A 23,547-nucleotide genomic window follows, 5' to 3' on the forward strand; every position below is an offset into this window, starting at 1 on the left:
TGTATCGGCAAGTAAATGCCAATATACGTTATGTAATTAAGAGAAAGGATTTTAAACCCTTAGGTTAAGTGTTAGAGCAAAAACTTATTCTAAAAATATGTTGCCCGTGCTCATAAGAATAATTTAATGGCCAATTATGCACAACACAGATCTGCCTTGCGATGGACAAACCGAGCCCCGTGCCTTTATATGAATCGTTGCTCTTTTTGAATCGTTGAAACAGCGCGGTTTCAGGGAAATTTAGTGGAGGTCCATCATTTTTAAAAACGATGCCTGTATTGTCGATAGTAATTTCTGCGTAACCTCCGGTTGGAGTATGGTGATTGATATTGCTCAGTAAGTTAGAGAATAAAATACGTGTTAAGTGGGGGCTGCATACCAATTTTACAGGAAAGATCTGTGCAGATAGTTTGATCTCTTTTTCTGCAAAAATATCAGAGAACTCAGTCCGCAGGTCTTCCAATATATCCGAAACATTGGTTATCTGCAGATCCGGGAAGTTATCGCGTTCAAGTTTTGCTAATAACAACAAGGCTCTGTTCACTTTGCTTAAACGGTTAAGCGTATCTTTTGCGCTTTGAAGGAGATCGGCTGATTGCTGCTCCATAGGGTGCTGGCTCAGTTTTTCCAGCTGACTACGTATGATGCTAATGGGTGTTTGCAATTCGTGCGAGGCATTTTCTGTAAACTCCTGCAAACTGTGATACTCGTTTTTAGCCTGTATCATCAATTGATTTAACACGCCGTTTAATTCTTCAAATTCGTTTACATCTGAGCTGATCAGTTCTACACTATCGTCATATCTGAAAGAAAAATGTTTAAGCTTGGCCAGGTTCATAAGAAACGGTGCCCATACTTTTTTGCTGATAAAGTAATTAACCAGTGCGCCACCTGCTGTTATAGCAATGGCCAAAACCAGGAATACTAAGCCAATTGTTTCCAGGTACTCCTGCCAGCCAATATATATAGTAGCCACAGTTATTTGGTAGGCTTTATTATTGATAGTTTTAACCTGCCTTAACAGGTAATAATCTTCTTTTTTTTGCTGCAGGGGGTCAAATATCAGGGTATCCTTAAAAACCGGTTCTGCTGCCGGGTGGATACTAACGGTGTCTATTTTAACCAATGGAAATTCAACATGCTTACCCTCTTTTATCTCATACATTACCAATTCAGATTGCAGCTCCAGCTGTTCTCTTATCTCATCGGCAATATTATTCTTGAGGATAAAAAAAAGCAAAAACAAGGTGCAGATCAAAACGATGCCGCTTACCCATAAATAGTGGATACTTGTTTTAGTGAGCAGCCTCATGAGTTAAATTTATAGCCCATGCCATAAACTGTTGAAATGTACTCTTTGCCACCGCTTGCCTTGCTTAGCTTTTTACGCAGGTTCATGAGGTGAACATAAATGGCATCAAAGTTATCCAATTGGTCGGCATAATCGCCCCAAACGTGTTCTGCAATAGCGGCTTTGCTTACCACGCGTTCTTTATTAACAATAAAGTAGAGCAGTAGCTGATACTCTTTTTTAGTAAGGCTTATCTCTGTGTTTTGATGGTAAAGTACTTTCAATTCGGGCTCGATACTAAAATCATCAAATACTATCCTATGGGTACCCTTCAATGCTTTACGGCGGTACAAGGCGTGCATACGCGCGTTAAGCTCTTCAATATAAAATGGTTTAGTTACATAATCATCAGCACCTAAGCGCAAGCCTTCCAACTTATCGGGCAGTGAAGCTTTCGCAGATACGATCATGATGCCGGTATCCTGGTTTTGGGTAACAACCGAGGGGATAAGTTTCATGCCTGAACCATCGGGCAGGCCAATATCTACGATAATAATATCATAAGCATAGTTCATGATCTTTTCTGATGCTGCCGTAAAAGTCCTGGCAGATTCGCAAAGCATGCCCTGCGAGGAAAAGTATTCCAGCATATCATCGGCCAGTACCGGCTCATCTTCAATAAACAAAACTTTCATTTTAAGAAAAATCTGAAGGAGCCTGAATCTTTAGATTTTCTTTAGAATCCGCTCACATCTTTGCACAATGTTAAGTCTTTATTTAGACTTAATTCAAATAAAATTAGAATTTATAATATAAACGATGAAAATCAAATTTACCTACATCGCCTTAGCGGTTGCCGGGATGGCAGCATTTACATCTTGTAAAAAAGATAAAACAACACCTACCGAACCGGAAGAACAAGTACAACCTTACACCGTGCCGGCCACTTACACTTTTACCGGTGCCGATTACTCTAAAGCTACTGCCCGTGTTAAAATGGGTGCCGAGCTAAACAGTTACCTTGGTACAGCTAATAATGCATCTATTACTGCTACAAAAGCAAACGATATGTTTGATAATAAAAATAGCCAGTTTGCTGATGCCACTCTGAATACGTCTGGTGTTACGCTTGCCGAAAAAACCAGCAATGCTGATTTTTTCAGAGGCCATTTTACTACCCAGGCAACCAACAGCATGAGCAATAATGTTGCCGCCGTAAATGGTGCTGCGGGTGTGGTAATAAGCGGTACCACCAAAAGGTTGGTTGGTGCAACCGGTTTAGAATCAAACCAGGCAGTAGCAAAAGGTATGATGGGCGCATTGTACTTTAAAGAGGTTGTTAAACTATTAAGCAACATTGGCAATGATGATAATAAAGCCGTAACCAACAACACTACCTTGGCACAACGCAATTGGGATGATGCTTTTGGTTTGTTAGGCATTCCTGCTGATTATGATCCCGATAAAACCTATACCAGTGCTGATGCTAACCGCCCGTTATTATGGGGTGGTTACCTTGCCGAGCGTGGTAAAGAGATATTGGCCGGTAAAACCATTTTTGAAGCATTTAGAAAAGGTCGCGCTGCATTAGGCGGTAAAGACAAAGTTGTTGTTGCTGAGCAGGCAAAGATCATTTTGGATAAATGGGAGCAATTAAATGCAGCAGCAGCTTTAGAGTATGCAACCATCCCAACCCGTTCTGTAAATGTTGGTAACCTGGCAACCCAGTTCCACGCCTTATCAGAAGGTTTTGGTTTTGTATACTCTTTACAGTTCCGCCAAACAGGCAGTAAACTTAGCGCTGCTGATTACGCTAAGCTAAAAGCAACGTTTGATACCAATTTCTACACGCTTATAAACGAGGCAAACTTCACCAAATTGGTTGAAGCACAAACTATATTGAAAACTACCTACGGTTTATAATAAAATACCATACCGCCTTATTTCGCAAGCTCTTTGGCTAATTTTTGCCAAGGGGCTTGTGTATTGAAAGAAAAATCCATCCCGACGATGAAATACAATAAAAATTCGTTCAAAGTCCTTTCCGTTATCTTAGCAGTAACTGTTGCTGTTATTGCCTGTTCAAAAAGTGGTACCGAACTCGGCGGTTCAAAACCAGATGAGTCTGGCTTTGATAAAACAGCCATGCTTACCAACTATGCCGATAATCTCATCATACCTGCTTACACCACATTACAAACACAGGTAGGTTTGCTGGAGACAGCCGTAAATACTTTTTTAAGCACGCCAAATACCACCAACCAAGCGGCACTAAAGCCGGTTTTTAAAGAAACATGGCTGAAGTATCAAAACGTATCGGTTGATCAGTTTGGCCCAGCCGAAACCGCTTTGCTAAGCAATTTCCTTAATACTTTCCCTACCGATTCTGCTGTGGTAGAGGGCAACATAGGTAAGGGTACATATAGCCTCACTTCAAATGCGAGCATTAATCAGCAAGGTTTCCCGGCATTAGATTATTTGTTGTTTAACCCGCATGCGTTAACAGATTTTTCTGCTAATGCAGCCAATCGTAAAAAATATGTGCAGGATGTTTTGGCCGCACTTAAAACAAGGGTAGGTACAGTATTGGATGGATGGAAAGGAAGTTATCGTGCCACGTTCATCGGCAATACCAAATCAGACTCGGGCAGTCCTATTGCTTTTTTGGTGAACCAGTTTGCTTTTGAGATGGATCAGTTAAAAGGGCCCCGCATTGGCTGGCCTTATGGTAAACAATCGGCAGGGGTAATGTATCCAAAAAACACTGAAGGTTTCTATTCAGGCATTTCTATCGCCTTAGCTACCGAAAATTTAAGTGCCCTCAAACGTATGTTCAACGGTAATGGCAGCGGCAAAGGTATGTCTGATTACCTGGTAGCCCTTAAGCAGCAAAAGCTAAGCAATGATGTAATGAGCCAGTTTGATAAAGCCATAAACAGCCTTAAAGCCATTCCCGATCCTTACCCAACGGCCATGACCAACAACAAAACACAGATAGATGCGGCTTACCGCGAGATTCAGATCCTGTTAACCTTAATAAAAACAGATGTGGCTTCGCAAACCGGTGTAAGGATCACTTACCAGGATACCGACGGAGATTAACAGACAAAGATGATCAACTTATCTGCAGACCGTTTAAAACGCCCGGTTCCCATAGCGCCACTGGTAACTTTCAGGGTGCTATTTGGCATCATGATGCTGGTTGGTACTATCCGTTTTTGGCTCAACGGCTGGATTGTGCAGCAATTTGTTGCGCCCAAATTTTATTTCAGCTACATGGGTTTTGAGTGGGTTAAGCCTTTGGGCTATACGGGTATGCATTTGCTGTTTGCGCTTATTGCGCTGGCCACTGTTTTTATCACCATAGGTTTTTTTTATCGGGTGGCAACGGTTGTCTTTTTCCTGGCATTTACGTACGTTGAGCTGATAGATATCACGAACTACCTTAACCACTATTACTTTATCTGTTTAGTGGGTTTTATGCTGATATGGCTGCCCGCGCACAGGAGTTGGTCTGTAGATGTCAAGATCTGGCCCCAACTTAAACGCACCGAAGTACCATTATGGATGGTTGGGGTTTTGAGATTACAGGTAGCCATAGTTTATTTTTTTGCAGGGCTGGCCAAGCTTAATCCCGATTGGTTGCTGAATGCTATCCCTATGAAGATATGGCTGCCTGCCAAAAGCCATCTTCCGCTGATAGGCCAGTTAATGTACACTACATGGATAGCCTATCTATTTAGCTGGTTTGGCGCGGTGTACGATCTTTTTATTGCCTTCTTCCTCATCAATAAAAAAACAAGACCGTATGCCTATGTTTTTGTACTGGGTTTTCATATTGCTACGGCTATATTTTTCCCGGGGATAGGTTTGTTTCCGTATGTAATGATGGTAGTAAGTACCATCTTCTTTAGTTCGGATGCGCACCGTAAACTTTTGGGTTATTTTAATAAAGGAGCTAAATCAAACCCTCAGCCACTAAGGTGTCCACAGAAAATTCAACAAGCTTTTGCCGTTGGGATAGGTGTTTACTTTGCCATTCAGATCATCGTCCCTTTAAGATTTATTGCTTACCCAAGCGGACTTTTCTGGCACGAAGAGGGTTTTCGTTTTTCGTGGCGGGTAATGCTGATGGAAAAATCGGGCAACTCTTTCTTTACCGTGAAAGAACCCTCAACAGGCAAAGAATACGAAGTAAATAACAGCGAGTTTTTAACTCCATTGCAAGAAAAAATGATGAGCACACAGCCGGATATGATATTGCGCTATGCTCATTTCCTGGCAACTACTTATGAAAAAAGAGGATTGAAGCATCCGGCAGTTTATGCCCAATGTTTTGTGGCCTTAAACGGCAGGCGATCACGCCCTTTTATCAATAGCGCTACCAACCTTGCGGTACAACAGCTTGGCTGGCAGCATTACAAATGGGTTTTACCCTTACCAACAAATGAGAACTAAACTATTACTCTTTATATCGTTTTTATTAACAGGCACAGCAGCGTTTGCGCAGCAATTATCACTCAGCGGTATAGTAATTGACAACGGGCAACCTGCAATAGGTATTACCATTACCCTTAAGCCCGGCGATTTGAGTACCGCTACCGATAGCAGCGGCCATTTCCAATTTAAGGCGCTTAAGCCCGGAAAATACGAGCTTTTGGCAACTTATCTGGGCAACCAACTCTATCGTAAAACCATAAAACTTACTGATAAAGACGAGCAATTACAATTTGACGTGAGGCAGGATACCGGCCAGCAGTTATCAGAAGTAAACGTGCGCGATACCGCTTTTAAACAGGCATCGGGCGCGTTGCGACAGGTTGAAGGTATGGCCATTTACGCCGGTAAAAAAACCGAAGTGGTAAACATTGCCAACCTTAACGCAAACCTGGCTACCAATAATACCAGGCAGATCTATAGCCGCGTGGCGGGGATAAACATTATTGAATATGACGGCGGCGGCCTCCAACTGGGTATAGGTGGTAGAGGATTGAACCCAAGCCGTGTATCAAACTTTAATACACGCCAAAACGGATACGATATAAGTGCCGATGCTTTAGGTTACCCGGAAAGCTACTACACGCCAACTACCGAAGCCGTCGACCGTATCGAGATCATCAGGGGGGCGGCCAGTTTGCAGTATGGTACACAGTTTGGCGGCCTCATCAATTTTAAAATGAAACAGTGGCCGGCAGATAAACCACTGGAGATCACCAGCAGGCAAACCGCAGGTTCGTTTGGGTTCTTCAATACATTTAACAGTGTTGGTGGTACTATCAAAAAGTTGAACTATTATGCCTACTATCAGTATAAGCGTGGCGATGGCTGGCGCCCCAACAGTCATTTTAACCAGCATGGCTCGTTTATCCATTTAGATTATGCACTTACCGATAGGTTGAAAATCACCGGCGAGTACACTTACATGACCTATCTGGCGCAATTACCCGGTGGTTTAACTGATGAGGATTTTGCGGCAGATGCGCACCAATCTAACCGGGCGCGCAACTGGTTTAAGGTAAACTGGAACCTTTTTAACGTAACGCTTGATTATAAACTGGGCGACTATACCAAACTAAACTTGCGTACTTATCACCTCAGTGCAGATCGTATTGCGCTTGGGATATTGGATTACATTAACCGCCCCGATAATGGCCAACCACGCGATATGTTGAACGACCATTACAGCAATTATGGGTCGGAGTTGCGTTTGCTGCACCAATATAAATTGGGTGGTACACAACTAAACTCGTTGCTTACCGGCGTAAGAGTTTACAAAGGAAAAACCCTGCGCAGCCAGGGCGCTGCAGTTGAGGGTAGCGGCCCCGATTTTAAATATTCGGGCGATTATCCAAGCTCATCGCAATACACGTTCCCGGGTACCAATGTGGCGGTGTTTACAGAGAATATTTTTCAGTTGACAGATAAATGGAGCGTAACGCCGGGGGCAAGGTTCGAGTTTATCTCAACCAAGGCCGATGGCTTTTACACCACCCGCTCAAGCCCTTATCCGGATTATTACCTTATTAAAAACCAGGAGAACAAAAAGAATGATCGTTCATTCGTGTTCTTCGGTATTGGTACATCGTATAAACCGACCAAAGAAATCGAATTATATGGCAATATCTCGCAAAACTATCGCTCGGTAAACTTTAATGATATCCGTGTACTTAACGCTAATGCCCGCGTAGATTCTAACCTTACCGACGAGCGTGGCTACACTATTGATGGGGGAGTACGTGGTACCATCAATAACTTTTTAAGGTACGATATAAGCGTATTTTACCTGAAGTATAACCGCCGTATTGGCTCGGTATTTACCGCATCGGCAGATAGTTTGACTTCTTATCGACTCAGGAAAAATATCGGAGATAGCCGCAACATCGGTTTTGAAAGTTTAATTGAGGCCGATCTGTTGAAAGCATTCAGCCATGGCGCAAGCAAGTACAAATTATCGGTATATACAAACTTTGCGCTGATAGATGCCCGTTATATTACCAGCCTGGATGCCTCGGTTAAAAAAGACGCGCTGGTTGAGTTTGTACCACCAATGTTGCTTCGTACAGGTGTATCTTTCGGAAACAAACGTTTTGATGTAAGCTACCAGTTCTCATACGTTGGTAAACAATATTCTGATGCTACCAATACCGAGTATTCGCCGCGTGCTGTAGACGGCGCCGTGCCGGCCTACAAAGTAATGGACTTGAGCGCCAGTTATAACTGGAAATGGTTTACACTATCAGGTACGGTCAACAACCTGGCCAATGCCAAATACTTTACGAGAAGGGCTGATGGATACCCCGGGCCGGGTATTTTACCGTCGGACCCGAGGGGGTATTATTTAACGCTACAGGTTAAATACTGATAAATCGTATAATTATTCTATATAATTGCAGCATTAATTTTCAAAAGGTACTAATTCTTTGATCCGGTTAAGGCTTTTATCAAACACCTCGAGATCTTTCTCTAATACGATATTGTTGGTTTTTCTATCAGTTATTATAAGGTAGTGATAGTACTTTTTAAATAAGCTGGTAAGGGGTCGGTGCTGCAGCGCGAGTTCCTTTTCGGCAAGGGTAAATTTATAATCTGAGAAAGGGTAATTTACCTTATTAATAGTGATGGTATCAGTTGTAATGATGCAAATGTTTTTAAAATACGCAGCAAATACAATCACCGGCATAATCACAAATCCAAACAAACTAAATGGCCCAAGGCGGTAAGTAGCCGTATGCTGCAGTATAACACCTTCTATTAAATTATACAAAGAAGCGAATATAATTACCGGCGTTAGTATAGCATAAAAAAGTACTACTTTTTGAGACAGGCAGATTTTGGTTTTCATAAGGCTGATTTTAAAAGGTTATAGATTATACATACAATTTTAACTCGTTTTTTGATATAGCCTGATGTCTATCCAAAGAAGGGCTGCGTTAAAAGCCAGGCATAAAACCACTACCACATCCGGTTCTGGACGGAAGGTCAGTAGTGATAAATACATTGCAAGAGCCGTTAGTACAGTAATCCCTAAAACTGACAGTGTACGGGTTACTGAATATTTTGCATCATCTATAGAACGGGTAAGATCGGCCCATAACTTAAAAGAAATAAGCGTGAGAAATAAAAGAGCCGGGATCCATGCGCCGGCATGTGTTATGATAAATCGATTAGAATCGTCCATTAATCTCCAGGCAGCAAGCAGGTAGGGACGGGCAATAAGCATAGGTATGCCGAAAATAACCAGCAGGGTGCCAAGATAGACCATCCAAAAAAAGTTTTCTTTTCTAAAGGGCGGCGGAGACTTTTCTGTATAGGCCTTCACGATGACGCGTTTGAAACGAGATGGCCTGAGCTGATACATCAGTAGTAAGATAATATAAAACTCCAGTTCGAATATTGCCAGGTGATAGCCGTTGGATGTATAAGAAATACTACCGGCAACGGGAGCTGCCAAAAAAAGCGACATAGCCAGTGCCACCATTATATACAAGCGAAAGGCCCAAATATAAAGCCCGTAAACATTCCATACTATCTGCGGCCAATTCATGTTAATTGTAAGCCGGTAAAGCGATAGGTTAAATTACACATATCAAAATTTTTATCAGCATCGGTTGTCCTTTATGTTTTAATGACCGGGTTATTGATCTTAGTCTTTATGAAATCAACTATTTCCTGTTTTTCCTGTTTACTCAAAACACCAAGTGCTACCATCGGCACAGTGCCCGAGTTTAACGTTATCAGCAGTTGCATACCACTCAACATACTCTTTCGTAAATGAATTTCTTTTATGGCGGGATAGGGGACGAATGTTAAGGGCCGCGAATCCATAGCCAGTTTTGAAACGCCGCCGCCTTTTGGTATTTCGCGGTAGTAAAAACCTTTTTCGTCAAGCTTGGCTCGTTCTATTCCATTGGCAAACCTGATAAATAAGTAGCCGCCGCCAATAAAGCCGGCCTTAAACACCAGCATGATGAATGAGAAAATAAAGTCGCCAATGCTTCTAAAGCTCAAGAATACCCATTGGAGATTATCCCCTAAAGAAGCTTTTATATCCACACCCATAAAAGTGAAGCACAAACCCATAACAATAAGGATAGTGCCTATGATAATAGATCTGTAAGGGGGGAGATAATAACTTTTTGGCAGTTGCATTTTTAATTGACAATTGCGTATTGTGTAAACATCGACTTATCTCAGCAGTTATTCACTGGTGTTGTAATTTAAAAGCCCTCAGGTAGTATCCGAGGGCTTTTAGCTGATTTTACTTTTTATTTAGTTTGTAAGGCATGCTTTTGCCGCTGCCAAAACTGATATCGATATAAGGGCACACCCATTTGTAGGTTTTGCCATCGTTACTAAAAGTGCCAAAGTCTTTAGTTTTATCTAATACGGCACTTTCGGTATTGTCTATAGGACTTTTGTATTGCAGTTTTAGCGACGAACCATTGTCGGTTGCCGATAACAGGTAGGTTTGATCTATCTGATAACCTTCGGCATGGTATACAACCGAATCTTTGCTGATGGTAAGTGATATCTTCTGCATATCTCTCCAATCCGGATGATCTTCATCAATGTTAAACTCGTAAGTACCAAACCATTTATCGGCAACGGTGGTGCCGCCTGTTGTGGCTGTAGTGGCGGTTGTAGCTTGTTGTTTTGGCTTGCTTGTTACGTTACTTAAAAAATTGTCGCGCCAGGTTTGTTCTTGCTTGGGGTCGCCATTAACACTTACCGAGTCTGCCGCGTTCCAGTTGCCGCTGGCGTTATCATAAGTGTAAACTACTTCGGTAAATTTATCTTTCTGATAATATACCGGGTCACCGTCTTTACTGTAGTTCAGATATTTTTTATCTATCAGAAAAATGTAGATGTTATAGTCTTTTTTGTATTGATCAGCATTAAGGGCATTAACCTTTTTATTCTCGGCAGCTATTTGGTCATCAGTAACGTTCAGATCTTTTTGTGGCACTAGGTAAACTACAGCATTGCCCAGGGTGTTGCCGCCGTTAGGGTTATAGATACAACCATAATCGGCAGTCATAAAATAACCATCATTATAAGAATAGGCGTGGCATTTTAATACGTTATCAAAATTTAAGGCTTTGGTATCGGCAATGGCATCAGTTTGTTGGTTGCTGGCTGGTTTTGAACCGTTACCACAACTAAATGCTAAGGCGGCTATAGCGGCAAATAGTATAAACTTAATTTTTGTAGTCATTTATGGTTAGATATTATATATGATTTAACTTACAGTTTCTTAGTGTAATTTTTGGGCCTAAAGTAACCGCACCAGCCGTCGTGGCCATATAAAGCGCCCTTTGTGCGGGTATATTTGGCCGTTCGGGAAACGCCCTTGCCAGAGTACCCGCCATTTTTAACCTGGTCGCTCTCGCTAACCGCGCCGGATGAACCAATGGCTTCTAATATGGTCACTACATCTTTACCGGCGTCGTACTCGTAAACAATACCGGTGTGGCCCGCACCATCAGATCGCCAAACAAATATGTCGCCCCTTTGGGGTTTAAAATCTTTATCCTTGCTACCGGCAACAAAGTCAATATTATCGCTGCCTATAGCTTTTCTAAAATCTTTTTCGGTGGTCATCACACCGGTAGATATGCTTTGGAATTTAGGCATCGTACCAAGTTTATATAAATAAAGTGCCACTGTTTCAGAACAGTCAACCTTGGCAAGTCCGGCTTCAGAATTTTCGTTGCGGATACCTGCCTGGCTGTAAGGCACATGTTTATCAACAAATGTTTTCATCTGCTCTAAAACGCCGTCGGTATTCTTATCATCTTCCGGAGATTTACCAACACCACAACTAAACGTAGTCTCGCGATGGCCCTGTCCCTCGGTAAGCACACCTTGTATGGTTAACGCAACTTCCCATACGTATGTTTTTCCGCCATCTTTAGGGCCGCGTACTCGTACTTTTTTACCCTTTATTATTTTGTCAACATACTCATCATCTTCTTTAAAAAACGCCGGGTTGTTTTTATATGCTTTGCCTTCTAAAACAACATAGTCTTTCTCGCTGCCGTGCCCGCATGCCGATGGATAGAGTACGGCCAGGTACAGATCTGCAAGGGTTTTATATTTTGCCTTTTTGCCGATCAGGAACTTTTGTACATAATCCATCTGGTCTACAAAAGACATTTTAACCAGCTTATCCTGTGTGGTGCCAACGGTTTCTGCAGCCGCCTTACCAAATTGCACCAAGCCCACATAACCCACGCCGTTATCAATAGACGGGCTGAAGGTACGCGCCGTTTCGAGCGCTATAACGGTCATTAGCCAGCTTGGGTCAACACCTAAATTGCCCGCAACTTCTATTACTTTTTTACGCTCTTTACAGCCAATTTTATTGCCCCATGCCAGGTTTTGATCCTTACAGGCGCATTTGCCGGTTGCACCGGGGTTGTTAACTTTTTGAACACCGGCCATTACTTTGCCGCCGTTGGCAGGCACATCATTTTTAAAGGCAACTAAAGTAGCGCTGGTGCTGCCAAAAAGTTCTTTTTCAGAAATCTTGGCGTAAAAGTGGTGCAACTTTTCGCTGTAATTTTTCTCCCAGGCTTTGTTTAACGTAAAATCAAAAACAACCAAACCGCCCTGCGAAATAGGGTAGGAACCATCTAGCAGCAAGCTGTCCTGTCGTAAAGCATCAACCCCAAAGCGCGATTCCTGGCGATAGATCTGAACATTTAATTTGTCTGCCGACAGGTTACGAGTGCGGATGCGGCATTGCATTTTGTCGCCATATTGCGCGTTGATAACGGGTTTGCCATCTTTTAAAAATTCGATGCTTACAATTTGTTCGGCAGTGATGAGTTTTAGCTTGTCTTGCGGTTGCGGGATGTTGGCGTTATCTATCTCGTACTGCTTATCCTGCGGTATCACCTTAAAGTAGAATAGGTCGCCTTCCTTAACCGAACTTTTTAACTTGTTGCGGTCGGGCGTAAAATCATGACCCTTAAAATCAGGCGTTTGATTATCAGGTATCTTAATACCTTTTAGGGTTGATATAGGGGTAGCCTTGTTATCCTTACTGATGAAACCAAATTCAAGGTCGATCACCAAACCCTCTGCTGATTGGAAAACCAGTAATGGACGACTTGGTTCGTTCCAGCCGGTTTTGTTTTTGCGGCCACCCTCAGGGTATTCCCATTGTGCCTTTGTCAAAGCAGGTTGGGCAATGGTTACCTTTACTGCAACCTTAGATGATGGTTTTATCATGTAGGGCTGTATGGTATACGTGCCCGGCTTTTCAAACTTATAAGTGATGCTCTCGCCGGTTTTACTGCTAAACTCGGCAACCTGCTTACCCTTGTCGTCAAGGCATTGCCATTTAACAGCTGCCTTTTCGGTTTCCAGGGCAGGCGAGATCTTAAATTTATCTTTTACATCAAACGTTATGGTATCATTTACCCGCCCGCTTTCTTTAGATGCTTTTACCGATTTGATACCGTTTTTTAAAGCCTCTATCACTTTAGATTGCTTTACAATGCCATCTAAATTAGCTGTAACTACATAGGTAGCTTCGTCATTACAAATTACCTGGGTGCTTGGGCCGGTCTCGTTAAGCAACTGTGGTGTGCCAACCCCGCCATTTTTAGTTACCGACCAGGTGATATTATTGGTGTTACCCGGCAGCGGTAAATTATCAAACAAACTACCAACGGTGAATGACACAGGCTGCTGTACGCGTACCGTGGTAGCGCCATTAGCTGTTTTTACTTCGCCAATTTCATTTTCTTTAACGGTGTAGGCAGTGGTTACCTTTTTATCGCCGGCGGTTTTACCATAAGCTTCAATAAGGTAGGTGCCGGGTTTGTTAAAAGCTACTTTAAGTTTTTCGCCAACATCGGTGCGGAGTTGCATAGGTTCGCCGGCCGGGTCATAGATTATCCAGTTGGTGCCTTGCTTTTGTGCATCAGTAGGTTTGCCGTTATAATTGGCCTTAAACTCAACAGGAGTATTAACCGGTTGGTTGCTGCCATACATCAGTGGCTCTATTGATTTTACACTTGCACCATCGGCATCGGTATTGTTGTATTGCTCTTCGGTATAAATTAGCTCCTCGGTAACAAGGGGGCCGTTCATTTCCCATGCACCGGCATTAGCTTTGTCAACTTCCTGGGTAGTTATGTTTGCCTGCTGCCCGTGTTGTACAATTTTAATGTTGCCGCCTTTTGCAGTGCATATAGCAGTGCTTTTTTCGGTAAGCACGTAAGCGCCTCCGGGCAGTTGCACGTGGTCATAGTAATCTTTCCACTCCAGCTTGGCACTGCAAGGCGAAGGATTGTTTGGGTTAGGTACTTTACACTGCCCGAAATTTAAATTTGGCAAGGCATTTTCTTTGGTGGTGGCTATTAGTTTTGATTCGCCATTATCGTTAATAAAATATTTGTTATGGCTTAATACCTTTAACGGTTTTGGCGATGCATCAACAGCCTTATCGCAGGTGCATTTGGCGCCATGGCATACCAGTAATTGCGAGGGCGCCCCACCATCCTGAGCCGGTTGCTGCGGCTCTTGTTCTTGCACGCCATTAGTTTCTGCTGTGCTATTGTTAGCCGCGGCAGCAGGTGTTTCGGCGCCGCTGTTAGGGGTATTTAAGGTTTCAGGGTCGGTACTCCATGACATAGTGGTAGGTTCAGGCAGATTTTAAGGTAGTTGTGATAGTTTTCTCAAATTCGCCCCCGGCAAGCAGGGTATAGGTGCTCTCAAATGCCGAACACCATCCGGTATCTTTGTTAACGGTGAAATAGCCGCTGCCGCGTAGTTGTGCTTCGGCCATGGTGAGGTTGCTCTTGTGCTTTAGCCATCTGGTTTGTATTTCGGTTAGGTTGCCGCCACGCCAGTTACCTGTAAATTTCACTTCGAAAGTTTTAGCAGTTTCGCCAACCTGCCAGGTTTCGTAAACGGGCATAGCACCCGGCATAAGGCCAAATACGTTCCTGTTTACCTGCGTTGTGCCATCGCTAAATTTGGGTGTGTAGATATTTCTGAAATAATTATTAAAAAAAATATCCTGCATGGTGGTATCCAGCAATTTATCTGATGGCAGCATTTTATGGTCAATAACCGTAAGCGTTTTATCTACCCAATCGCCGCTGTAAGTATCTGCAAGCAATAACCTAAGCTGCATCCAGTTTTGCCAAAGCTTCTCCTGGCGCTCAAGCGAACTTGGCATTCCACTGTAATCTATCTGGAAATGCAGGTTATACAAAGCTTGCGCGGCATGTTGTATAAACGCATCGGCATTGTTATCGGAAGAGGCATTGACAGGGGCTGCTTCCCTGATGACCTGCACGCCTTGTGTGCCCGACCAAAATGAAGTTTTTGACGGCACAATATCAACATACGTAAGCCTTGATGCGCTATCAATGCTATCACTGCCCCGCTCATTAATGGTAGCGTTAAAAAGCAGTTTTAATGGCTGGCTTAAAGGTTTATATGGGATTTGGCCTTTCATTATTTCTTCTTATATATCCAGTTTAATTCTGTGGTACGAAATGGTTTGCCATCCATCTGGTACAGTTCATCGCAAAAAAGAATATGATGATCGCCATAATACGAGTTGCTGTTGAAACCATAGATGGTGTGTTTTTCGTTACCAATGGTTATTAAAATGGTATCACTTTTATTAATTACCGTGCTATCTGCTTCAATAGCGACCAACTCAAAGGCAAGCGAATCATTATTTGCTTTGGCTTGTTTCAATTGCAGCTTATTGGTTATTTGCTCGCCTTTACGTTTAATAGTTACTGCTGTTTTTGTTTCGGGGGCAAAGCCTTTGAATTGTAGCTGCGGGACCGAATACCATACTTTATTTTTACAGTTATACGCTAACTGATCGTGCTTTTTTTGCGCGTTGCGGTTGCTGTATAACCATAAAACCCCGATGATGATAACAAGGGCAATAACAATTACCAACCATTTATTTCTTGATCTTGTAGTAGCCATAAAAGTTAGAATCAAAAACTGATGCCCTGAAAGATTTCTTGTTGAAGAATTGCCCCCAGGTAAAATAACTGAACTGATATTTATCTGCCGCGGTATCAAAAAACAGATCGCCTTCAAAAACAATGTAATGCCAGTTGGTTAGGTTGCCTGCCCAACTTACCGAATCATCAAGCATGTCTGAGTCAATAAGTAGTATCACCTGGTAACCTTCCTGGTAGTCTTTCTGCATTTGGATAAGCGTATCGCTGTGATCCCAACCGGTAAACAGGGTGGTATTATCTGTAATGGTAGTGTAACCCATAAAATCTTTCAGGATCTTGGTCATTACACTGCCCCAGTTGATGGCAGAAAAATCCTGCCCATCTTCGCCGGTGTAGCCCAGGTTACTTTCGCTGCTGCGTGTGCTGGCTAAAACTATCCAGTCTACCAAAGGCATTAACCGCGGTGGATTGATGGGTGTGCCGTCAGAGTACTTACGCGAGCCGGGATATTTGGTATTCTCGGCAGTAGGCTGCATATCGTACATGGCCGAATTTGGCTTAACAGTATACTGGTTTAGCGTAACCGTCCCTTTCTGGTGAAGCTCAAGTGCTAAATTGCTATAACTGCCGGAATCTATCCTCAGGAAGCAATAAAAGATAGCCGCCATACCGCAAAGCGAAGTACTGCTTTGGTTGATAAGGTAGTTTTTTGATAAACGCTGGTTGATCTCTTCTTTTACCTTTGCTCTGTCGAAATATCTGAAACGGTAATGTACCCAAGTACTTAGCGATGCGCCGCCGTCCTTATTTTTGATGTAGGCGTATATGGTAAGGTTTTTACCGCAAACGGCAAGCGCCTCAATCGATACCAGGATCTTTTTGCCATGGCCGTCCTTAAAATCGGCTTGTACAACACCTTGCTCGGTCTCATATTTAAAACCCCAACGGATAGTAGACAGATCGGTAGGCGCTTTTCCCTGCTTAAACTTTACAGCATCAAATGCGTAAACTTTGCCGTAAACCAGGCCTTTTACCAGGGTGCTGCTATCATTATAACCATCATCCAACACGGTTTTTATCTGGATCTCCTCAACCTCAGGGTCGGTATTTTCCTTCTCGGGTGGGGTATAGGTATCATACTGTACCTTTTGGCTACTTTGCATAGCCACCTCTTTGCCGGCATTAAGATTAATATCGCCATTGGTAGCAAACCATCTCGAGCTTGTTGATTGCTCGCTGATTGATTTTGCTATATATTTTATGCTGCCCATGGGATATTAAAATAATTTAACCTTGCCGCCGCTTTTGTTAACTATCTGGCTTGCGCTATGCAATTCGATGTTATCTTTTGTACTGTTAACGTTGATTGTTTCGGCAGTTTTTTCGATATGGCTGGCCGTTTTTTGAAAGTTATCATTAGCAACAATGGTAACATTTTCGGCCATAACGGTATGATTTAGCCCGGCATCGCTGGTGATGTTTTCGCGGGCGCTGCTGCTGATAGATTCGCCTGCTGTGATAGCCACGGTTTCATCTGCAGCTATATTGATATTTTTGGCTCTTATGCTGATGGTTTCGGGAGCGGTTATCTCAATGCTGGATGCATTGGTATCGAACTTAATAACGTTCTGGTTTTTATCAGTAATGGTAATGGTTTCGTTGCCATCAGTATCATCAAACTGTATAAGGTGGCCACTCCGGGTTGCTATGGATTTGATAACGTTGCTAACATCGCCACCTGCTCCATTTTCACCGTTAAATATGCTGCCCATTACAAAAGGCCTGTCCGGGTCATTATACCTGAAGCCGATGATCACCTGGTCGCCAACCTCGGGTACAAACACCTGGCCGCGGTTTTGGCTAAACTGGCTGCTGGAGCCCGCGTTAGGCGTCAAAACCCTTATCCAATCGGTACATTGCTCGTTTTCCTGCCAAAGCATCTGCACCCTAATGCGGCCAATGCGTTTAGGGTCTGCATTATCTATCACCGTAGCCACCTGCGACTCGGCTTGCGGGTTTTTAACGTTTGGTACGGGTATAGCGGTTACATTAGCCGTAATACCCCTGAAACGATTTTTGTAACGCCCTACGGCGTCTATCTGGTGGCTTATTTCGGTAATAATGTATTTACCCAGGTTGCTTTGGTCAAACATACCTATGCCCGATGATCGCGATACCGTAACATCGGTAATGCTTCCTAAATTAAGTGCAGCATTGGTGCTTTCTCCATTAAGGTCAGAAAGATCTGCCGCTGCCGCTGCCGCATGGATATTGGTTAAATCATCCAATTGCTGTTTGTTGGCAACGCGTGGTTTTATAGGCGTATTTACTTTATCTGTAAATATTTTGCCGCTTGTTTGGATGCTGTTGCTGCCATAAGTATCAAGCCCCTGGCTGTTGCCGGTAGTACCTGCATTAAATACCTGGTTATCGGCAGCATTGTAAGAGTAGTACGAAAATTTTTGTGGTTTTATGCGCACGGCCGCCTTCATTACGCTAAGGTTTTGCCCATGTACAAGTGTTGTTTCTTTTTGGTCTGCTGGTTTGCCGAAGTGCAGCGTGTTGCCATCGTAATAAAAAAACTCCCCGTACTCGGCGCTTAATCTGTTTAAAAAATCGAAATTGCTTTCTTTAAACTGGGTAATGTAAGTTAGGTTTTCCTGGTAAACAGGTTTAATGTTGATATTTAGATCGTTAGCCGGTACTGATGAAACAGCCTGCCTAACTATAGTTGCCAGAGGAATATTGTTAAATGATTTTAAACGATTGCCTGTTTCAAGCAATATGGTAGGAGAGTAGCCGCTTACAATTAAATTGCCTCTAAGGCCAAGGTTTTGCTCAAGCGCAACTTCGCAAATAATACCTTTAAAGTTCATTGCCCCATCATCAAGGCTTACCACGAGGCTTTGGCCAACCCATGATTGCGATTGATCAATTTTATGTGCGCCTAATGATTCACCTATATCATGGTTTAGGATAACCTCAAACCTGTGATGCTGATTAAATGCCTGATCTATTTTTATGGAATCAAAGTGCAATATGGGTTGATCCGCAATATGCAATTCGACTGACAACTTTTTTTCCATGATGCTTAGGTTTAGGTATCGGTCTCAATTATCTACACATCACGAGGGGCATAACCATGACTGTGAATAACCTGCTAATACCTGCTTGGTACGATATTATTAAATGATATAAGTAAGAACCGCTTCTGCGCGGTTCCTACCGTATTGTTTCTGCAATTACGTATTATTTGGGCCAGTCGTTCTCGTGCTCGGCATTACCAATTTTTAGGGTACGTGCCGAAATAACAAAGCTTAACGACATTGGAGTGTTACCCACAATAGATAAACCCTCATTGTATTGGATGATGTAACCATCCTGAAAGCTTAACTCTTTCATTTTGGCATCTTCTTCTGATTTTTTAAAGGTGATAGTACCGCTCAATGGTTTGTACTGGTTGTTTACCATTGATTCGATAACCGAAGTATCTTCGGTTGATTCAACCTCAACCTGGATGGTGCCACCATACACACCTGAAGAAGGACGACCTTTGGCGTCAACATCCCTGCTTAACGCATAACTGCACTGTAGTACGTCAAACTCTTTTGAGCCTATATTAATTCTTGCTTTGAAAGCCATGGTTGTAATATTTTAAATTGTAATAAATTAGACAGATCAGAAAACTATGCGTGTTTACGCTTTAACACCCGGCCAATCGTTCACGTGTTCCGCACTGCCTAATTTTAGTTTGCGGGCAGAGATGGTGAATTTATAGGTCATGGGTGTATCACCGGTGATGTTTAAACCTTCAGCATACTTAATGATATAGCCGTCTTCAAAAGTCAGCTCTTTCATTTTTGCATCTTCTTCAGATTTTTTGATCAACAAAGTGCCGGCAAGGGGTTTATACTGGTTGTTCACCATTGATTCGACAACTGAGGTGTCTTCGGTAGACTCAACTTCTATGTCAATTGTACCGCCATAAACACCTGAGGACGGGCGTCCTTTTGAGTCAACATCGCGGTTAAGGGTGTAAGAGCAATGTAGAACATCGTACTCTTTGCCCGAAAAATTCAATCTTGCTTTGAAAGCCATAACGATAAGTTTTAAGGTTAATGTTAACAAATACAAAACCTGCTGTTGGTTCTGCTTTGCAAAATATAGTACAAAGAAAATAAAGTATTGTTTTTCGAAATAATGCTGGTTTCTAACAATTTTTTAATTTATACACCTTAACTATTACTTAGGGCTTGTTTTTGACATTGAAAATAAAACTTACGGATAAGGCCCGATAGGTTCTCATAATACCCAAACATGGTTGTTTATGCATTGATTTTGCTTAATTGGTTTAAGATCATATTTTTGCGCGCCAACTAACCAAATTATGAAACCACTATCACTACGCTTAACCGCGGTTTTATTCCTTTGCGCGCTTTTTAGTTTTAATACCGTCTCAGCACAAACTTTTGTGAAGACCGAGAACGGCCATTTCAAATCAGGCGGCAGCAATTACTATTATATCGGCTCTAACTTTTGGTACGGCCCTATGCTGGGCGCCAAAAACGGTAACCGCGCCAGGCTCGTTAAAGAGCTTGATGTGCTTAAAGCCAACGGCGTAAATAATTTGCGAATATTGGTAGGTGCCGATGGACCTGCCCGCCCTAATAAAGTACAACCATCGCTTCAAACCGCTGCCGGTGTTTATGATCAGAACCTTTTGGGCGGCCTCGATTTTTTGTTAGCGGAGATGCAGCGCCGCGGTATGAAAGCCATACTTTACCTCAACAACTCGTGGGAGTGGTCTGGCGGTTACAGCCAGTACCTGGAATGGGCTGGCAAAGGCAAAGCCCCTGTGCCATCTGTTGATGGCTGGAATACTTTCCAAAGCTATGTAGCCCAATTTGTGAAAGATGATAAGGCTAAGCAATTGTTCAAAAATCATGTGCGCTACATTTTAAACCGTACCAACAGCATTACCAAACGCAAATACGTTAATGATCCGGCTATTATGGCCTGGCAGATAGGCAACGAGCCCCGCGCTTTTTCTGCAGAGGGTAAAGCTCCGTTTGCAGCATGGATAAAAGAGACGGCACGTTTCATCAAATCTATTGATAAAAACCACCTGGTAACCACAGGCAGCGAAGGCCAGGCAGGATGCGAGGATGATATCAAACTTTGGGAAGATATCCACGCTGAACCTGCTATTGATTATGTTACTATCCACATCTGGCCAAGTAACTGGGGCTGGTTGGACAGGGCAAACATGCCTGCTACGTTCGACAGAGCGATCGCCAACACTAAAACTTACCTGGATAACCACCTTGCCATAGCTAAACAACTCAAAAAACCATTAGTGGTTGAGGAATTTGGATTGCCGAGAGATAGCATGAAGTTTAACCCCGAATCGGCAACTACGCTGCGCGATAAATACTACACCACCATTTTTGAACTAATAAGCCAAAGCGCTAAGACCGCTGATATTTTTGCCGGATGTAATTTCTGGGCATGGGGCGGTACAGGCAGGGCAACCAAAGGCCACGTTTTTTGGCAGGATGGTGATGCTTACCTTGGCGACCCGGCGCAAGAGGAGCAGGGCCTGTACTCTGTTTTTGATAACGATACCATTGTGCCTGCTATAAAGCAATACAATCAACAGTTGCAGCAATTAAATAAGCGCTAAAAAATTAATTGTTATTTCATCAGCATAAACAGCACCGTTAATGATGCGGTGTGTTTTAGGCAAAGCCTTAAGTGTTTGAGAGCTATGGTTATCTGGTTCTCAACACTTCTTTTTGATATGCCTAATTGGGCGGCTATCTCATCATTGCTTAAATTATTGAACCTGCTAAGCCTGAAGATCTCCTGGCAGCGTTTGGGCAGCTGGTGCATGTAGGCAAATACTTCCTGTTCAAGTTCCTGTTCGTTTATTCTGTCGTCGGCAAGGCTCGCGTCGGCAGCATCGTGGAACTGGCTTTCATCGATATAAGTTACAGCTAATTTTTTTGCCCGGATGCGGTTGTATGCCTGGTAGCGTACGGCATTAAGCAGGTAATTTTCAAAGCAAATTATTTCAAGATTCCTGCGTCGATCCCAAAGATTCAGGAAAATATCGTGCACCAATTCCTCGCTGGTTTCACGATTTTTGAGGTACCGGTTACAGGTATTGTACAGCCTTCCCCAATAACGATCAAAAAGCTCTTTAAAAGCATTTTCATCATCATGGCGCACGGCGTTCCACAACACAATGTCGTCTTTCAGATCTATAGTCATAATTGGGTTTATGAAATTAGGAAAATCAATCCTATAAAACAAGCCATTTATGTTGCTGTCCATGAGAAGTTTGCACGGTTTTGGCCTATTCGGTTAAGCGATAGCGTAAAGGTTAAATAAATGGTAGTGAAGTCTTTTGTTTAAACTTTAGGTTAAATGAAATACATGGTATTGTTACAATTTAAGGTTGCTTTTTAGAGTGATAAATGGCCGCTTACAAATAAAATTTAAAAAAGTTTTATAAAGTATGTGTGTTACATGCGCTTTTGCACACTTAACCTATACAACCAATTACTAACCTTCATGCTTACCAGAGAAGAGTTTGTACAACTTTACGAAAAATACCAGGCCGGCCAGTGCACCCCGGATGAAATTGTATTGCTAAACAATTACCGTGACGAGATGCATCTGCTTGATGATGAGTTTGATATGGCAGCTGATGAAAAGCAGCAAATGAAAAACCGCATCTGGCAACGCCTTGAAGAAAGCCGCAGTCTGCAACCTGTTGCATCAAAAAGCTATACCTGGTTAAAAGTAGCCGCAGTATTGCTCGTATTCCTGTCCGCCGGGATAGCATTTATTAAGTATCAGCAAAAAGATGCTGCGCCATTTATCGCGGCGTCAGAACAAGCTTCACAACCACATATCGCCCCGGGCGGTAACAAAGCATTTTTAACCATGGCCAATGGTAAAACCATTGTTTTAACTGATGCTAAGAACGGACAGTTGGGTACACAAGCGGGTATGCGGGTAAGCAAAACCAAAGATGGCCTGTTGGTTTACAGCGCTGCTACAGCTACTACAGGCACAGCTACTGATGCTAATGCAATGAACACGGTAAGCACGCCACGCGGCGGGCAATACCAGGTTATATTGGCCGATGGTACCAAAGTTTGGTTAAACTCGGTATCATCCCTTAAATACCCGGTATCATTTGATGGTAACACCCGCACGGTAGAGCTTGCCGGCGAAGGTTATTTCGAAGTAGCAAAAAATAAGAACAAACCATTTATTGTAAAAGCCAACGGCAACAGTATTGAAGTACTGGGTACCCACTTTGATATAAGCGCTTACAGCGATGACAGAACGGTTACCACAACCTTGTTAGAAGGATCGGTAAGGTTACGTAAAGGCGATGCTACTGCTATGCTCATCCCGGGCCAGCAGGGCATATCAGTAAGCGGCAGCGAGGGTTTTAACGTACAGGAAGCCAACACAGAACAGGCCATAGCCTGGAAAAACGGTTTATTTATGTTCAGCAATGCTGATATCCGTACCATCATGAAACAGGCATCGCGCTGGTACGATGTGGATGTTGAATACCTGGATAACCTTAAGGGTAAAGAATTTGGCGGTAAAATATCGCGCTATAAAGATATATCTGAACTGATGCATAACCTGGAACTTACAGGTACCATACACTTTAAGGTAGAAGGAAGGAGGGTAATAGTTATGCAGTAACCTTTACGTTGCATAAATGATTACCAGAAATCATCAGGAGCGTTTGCCGCGCCCCCGATGATCCTCAGCCTG

Annotated in this window: 20 protein-coding genes; 6 read left to right on the forward strand and 14 right to left on the reverse strand. The window is 42.9% G+C overall.

Going from position 1 to position 23,547, the window contains the following annotated elements; genetic code table 11:
- Positions 1–64 precede the first annotated feature (64 nt).
- Both D0C36_RS23695 and D0C36_RS23700 read right to left on the reverse strand, forming a co-directional pair.
- The gene (locus D0C36_RS23695; protein ID WP_117394220.1) at positions 65–1,312 is read right to left on the reverse strand and encodes a sensor histidine kinase; all 1,248 of its coding nucleotides are present in this window, start codon (positions 1,310–1,312) and stop codon (positions 65–67) included.
- On the reverse strand, positions 1,309–1,986 hold the full coding sequence (locus D0C36_RS23700) for a response regulator transcription factor (RefSeq protein WP_117394221.1): 678 nt from the start codon (positions 1,984–1,986) through the stop codon (positions 1,309–1,311). Before D0C36_RS23700 ends, D0C36_RS23695 begins: the two co-directional genes overlap by 4 nt.
- A gap of 124 nt (positions 1,987–2,110) precedes the next feature.
- On the opposite strand from D0C36_RS23700, the gene D0C36_RS23705 reads away from it, so the two are divergent.
- From D0C36_RS23705 to D0C36_RS23720, 4 genes are all read left to right on the forward strand, one after another.
- Positions 2,111–3,214: a DUF4856 domain-containing protein gene (locus D0C36_RS23705; protein WP_117394222.1), complete on the forward strand. Its 1,104-nt coding sequence runs from the start codon at positions 2,111–2,113 to the stop codon at positions 3,212–3,214.
- Positions 3,215–3,301: 87 nt separating this feature from the next.
- On the forward strand, positions 3,302–4,393 hold the full coding sequence (locus tag D0C36_RS23710; RefSeq protein WP_117394223.1) for an imelysin family protein: 1,092 nt from the start codon (positions 3,302–3,304) through the stop codon (positions 4,391–4,393).
- A 9-nt stretch (positions 4,394–4,402) separates the two neighbouring features.
- Entirely contained in the window at positions 4,403–5,749 is a 1,347-nt protein-coding gene (locus D0C36_RS23715) for an HTTM domain-containing protein (RefSeq protein WP_117394224.1), read from the forward strand.
- Complete coding sequence (locus tag D0C36_RS23720; RefSeq protein ID WP_117394225.1) at positions 5,739–8,153, forward strand: TonB-dependent receptor; 2,415 nt, start codon at positions 5,739–5,741, stop codon at positions 8,151–8,153. Before D0C36_RS23715 ends, D0C36_RS23720 begins: the two co-directional genes overlap by 11 nt.
- A 33-nt stretch (positions 8,154–8,186) precedes the next feature.
- On the opposite strand, the gene D0C36_RS23725 is transcribed toward D0C36_RS23720, so the two are convergent.
- The 11 genes from D0C36_RS23725 to tssD (D0C36_RS23775) form a co-directional block, all read right to left on the reverse strand.
- Positions 8,187–8,633, reverse strand: a complete 447-nt coding sequence (locus tag D0C36_RS23725; protein WP_117394226.1) for a hypothetical protein — start codon at positions 8,631–8,633, stop codon at positions 8,187–8,189.
- A 39-nt stretch (positions 8,634–8,672) separates the two neighbouring features.
- Positions 8,673–9,335, reverse strand: a complete 663-nt coding sequence (locus D0C36_RS23730; protein ID WP_117394227.1) for a hypothetical protein — start codon at positions 9,333–9,335, stop codon at positions 8,673–8,675.
- 71 nt (positions 9,336–9,406) lie between these two features.
- Entirely contained in the window at positions 9,407–9,940 is a 534-nt protein-coding gene (locus tag D0C36_RS23735; RefSeq protein WP_117394228.1) for a hypothetical protein, read from the reverse strand.
- Between the two features lie 109 nt (positions 9,941–10,049).
- The gene (locus D0C36_RS23740) at positions 10,050–11,006 is read right to left on the reverse strand and encodes a hypothetical protein (RefSeq protein WP_117394229.1); all 957 of its coding nucleotides are present in this window, start codon (positions 11,004–11,006) and stop codon (positions 10,050–10,052) included.
- A gap of 29 nt (positions 11,007–11,035) precedes the next feature.
- Positions 11,036–14,437 carry a PAAR-like protein gene (locus D0C36_RS23745; RefSeq protein ID WP_117394230.1) on the reverse strand — a complete coding sequence of 1,134 codons (3,402 nt, stop codon included), beginning with the start codon at positions 14,435–14,437 and terminating at the stop codon, positions 11,036–11,038.
- A gap of 10 nt (positions 14,438–14,447) precedes the next feature.
- The gene (locus D0C36_RS23750; protein ID WP_117394231.1) at positions 14,448–15,269 is read right to left on the reverse strand and encodes a hypothetical protein; all 822 of its coding nucleotides are present in this window, start codon (positions 15,267–15,269) and stop codon (positions 14,448–14,450) included.
- A complete protein-coding gene (locus D0C36_RS23755) occupies positions 15,269–15,760 on the reverse strand; it encodes a hypothetical protein (protein WP_117394232.1) in 492 nt (163 codons plus the stop codon). The genes D0C36_RS23750 and D0C36_RS23755 overlap by 1 nt, the downstream gene beginning before the upstream one ends.
- Complete coding sequence (locus D0C36_RS23760; RefSeq protein WP_117394233.1) at positions 15,735–17,012, reverse strand: hypothetical protein; 1,278 nt, start codon at positions 17,010–17,012, stop codon at positions 15,735–15,737. The genes D0C36_RS23755 and D0C36_RS23760 overlap by 26 nt, the downstream gene beginning before the upstream one ends.
- Before the next feature lie 6 nt (positions 17,013–17,018).
- Positions 17,019–18,827, reverse strand: coding sequence for a type VI secretion system Vgr family protein (locus tag D0C36_RS23765; protein ID WP_117394234.1), 1,809 nt, complete (start codon positions 18,825–18,827; stop codon positions 17,019–17,021).
- Between the two features lie 163 nt (positions 18,828–18,990).
- The gene (gene tssD / locus D0C36_RS23770) at positions 18,991–19,383 is read right to left on the reverse strand and encodes a type VI secretion system tube protein TssD (RefSeq protein WP_117394235.1); all 393 of its coding nucleotides are present in this window, start codon (positions 19,381–19,383) and stop codon (positions 18,991–18,993) included.
- 54 nt (positions 19,384–19,437) lie between these two features.
- Positions 19,438–19,839, reverse strand: a complete 402-nt coding sequence (gene tssD / locus D0C36_RS23775) for a type VI secretion system tube protein TssD (protein ID WP_117394252.1) — start codon at positions 19,837–19,839, stop codon at positions 19,438–19,440.
- A gap of 289 nt (positions 19,840–20,128) precedes the next feature.
- Here tssD (D0C36_RS23775) and D0C36_RS23780 point away from each other — a divergent pair, with 289 nt between their 5' ends.
- Positions 20,129–21,424 (forward strand): glycoside hydrolase 5 family protein, encoded by a 1,296-nt coding sequence (locus tag D0C36_RS23780; RefSeq protein ID WP_117394236.1) that lies wholly within the window; start codon positions 20,129–20,131, stop codon positions 21,422–21,424.
- Between the two features lie 11 nt (positions 21,425–21,435).
- On the opposite strand, the gene D0C36_RS23785 is transcribed toward D0C36_RS23780, so the two are convergent.
- Positions 21,436–22,014, reverse strand: coding sequence for an RNA polymerase sigma-70 factor (locus tag D0C36_RS23785; RefSeq protein WP_117394253.1), 579 nt, complete (start codon positions 22,012–22,014; stop codon positions 21,436–21,438).
- Between the two features lie 303 nt (positions 22,015–22,317).
- Here D0C36_RS23785 and D0C36_RS23790 point away from each other — a divergent pair, with 303 nt between their 5' ends.
- Complete coding sequence (locus D0C36_RS23790) at positions 22,318–23,475, forward strand: FecR family protein (protein WP_158557191.1); 1,158 nt, start codon at positions 22,318–22,320, stop codon at positions 23,473–23,475.
- Positions 23,476–23,547: the final 72 nt, after the last annotated feature.

Source organism: Mucilaginibacter conchicola (assembly GCF_003432115.1).
Taxonomy (GTDB): Bacteria; Bacteroidota; Bacteroidia; order Sphingobacteriales; family Sphingobacteriaceae; genus Mucilaginibacter; species Mucilaginibacter conchicola.

Excerpts from the sequence above, each read along its gene's own strand:
- D0C36_RS23695 (WP_117394220.1), bottom strand. The coding sequence starts at position 1,312 with ATGAGGCTGCTCACTAAAACAAGTATCCACTATTTATGGGTAAGCGGC.
- D0C36_RS23700 (WP_117394221.1), bottom strand. The coding sequence starts at position 1,986 with ATGAAAGTTTTGTTTATTGAAGATGAGCCGGTACTGGCCGATGATATG.
- D0C36_RS23705 (WP_117394222.1), top strand. The coding sequence starts at position 2,111 with ATGAAAATCAAATTTACCTACATCGCCTTAGCGGTTGCCGGGATGGCA.
- D0C36_RS23710 (WP_117394223.1), top strand. The coding sequence starts at position 3,302 with ATGAAATACAATAAAAATTCGTTCAAAGTCCTTTCCGTTATCTTAGCA.
- D0C36_RS23715 (WP_117394224.1), top strand. The coding sequence starts at position 4,403 with ATGATCAACTTATCTGCAGACCGTTTAAAACGCCCGGTTCCCATAGCG.
- D0C36_RS23720 (WP_117394225.1), top strand. The coding sequence starts at position 5,739 with ATGAGAACTAAACTATTACTCTTTATATCGTTTTTATTAACAGGCACA.
- D0C36_RS23725 (WP_117394226.1), bottom strand. The coding sequence starts at position 8,633 with ATGAAAACCAAAATCTGCCTGTCTCAAAAAGTAGTACTTTTTTATGCT.
- D0C36_RS23730 (WP_117394227.1), bottom strand. The coding sequence starts at position 9,335 with ATGAATTGGCCGCAGATAGTATGGAATGTTTACGGGCTTTATATTTGG.
- D0C36_RS23735 (WP_117394228.1), bottom strand. The coding sequence starts at position 9,940 with ATGCAACTGCCAAAAAGTTATTATCTCCCCCCTTACAGATCTATTATC.
- D0C36_RS23740 (WP_117394229.1), bottom strand. The coding sequence starts at position 11,006 with ATGACTACAAAAATTAAGTTTATACTATTTGCCGCTATAGCCGCCTTA.
- D0C36_RS23745 (WP_117394230.1), bottom strand. The coding sequence starts at position 14,437 with ATGTCATGGAGTACCGACCCTGAAACCTTAAATACCCCTAACAGCGGC.
- D0C36_RS23750 (WP_117394231.1), bottom strand. The coding sequence starts at position 15,269 with ATGAAAGGCCAAATCCCATATAAACCTTTAAGCCAGCCATTAAAACTG.
- D0C36_RS23755 (WP_117394232.1), bottom strand. The coding sequence starts at position 15,760 with ATGGCTACTACAAGATCAAGAAATAAATGGTTGGTAATTGTTATTGCC.
- D0C36_RS23760 (WP_117394233.1), bottom strand. The coding sequence starts at position 17,012 with ATGGGCAGCATAAAATATATAGCAAAATCAATCAGCGAGCAATCAACA.
- D0C36_RS23765 (WP_117394234.1), bottom strand. The coding sequence starts at position 18,827 with ATGGAAAAAAAGTTGTCAGTCGAATTGCATATTGCGGATCAACCCATA.
- tssD (WP_117394235.1), bottom strand. The coding sequence starts at position 19,383 with ATGGCTTTCAAAGCAAGAATTAATATAGGCTCAAAAGAGTTTGACGTA.
- tssD (WP_117394252.1), bottom strand. The coding sequence starts at position 19,839 with ATGGCTTTCAAAGCAAGATTGAATTTTTCGGGCAAAGAGTACGATGTT.
- D0C36_RS23780 (WP_117394236.1), top strand. The coding sequence starts at position 20,129 with ATGAAACCACTATCACTACGCTTAACCGCGGTTTTATTCCTTTGCGCG.
- D0C36_RS23785 (WP_117394253.1), bottom strand. The coding sequence starts at position 22,014 with ATGACTATAGATCTGAAAGACGACATTGTGTTGTGGAACGCCGTGCGC.
- D0C36_RS23790 (WP_158557191.1), top strand. The coding sequence starts at position 22,318 with ATGCTTACCAGAGAAGAGTTTGTACAACTTTACGAAAAATACCAGGCC.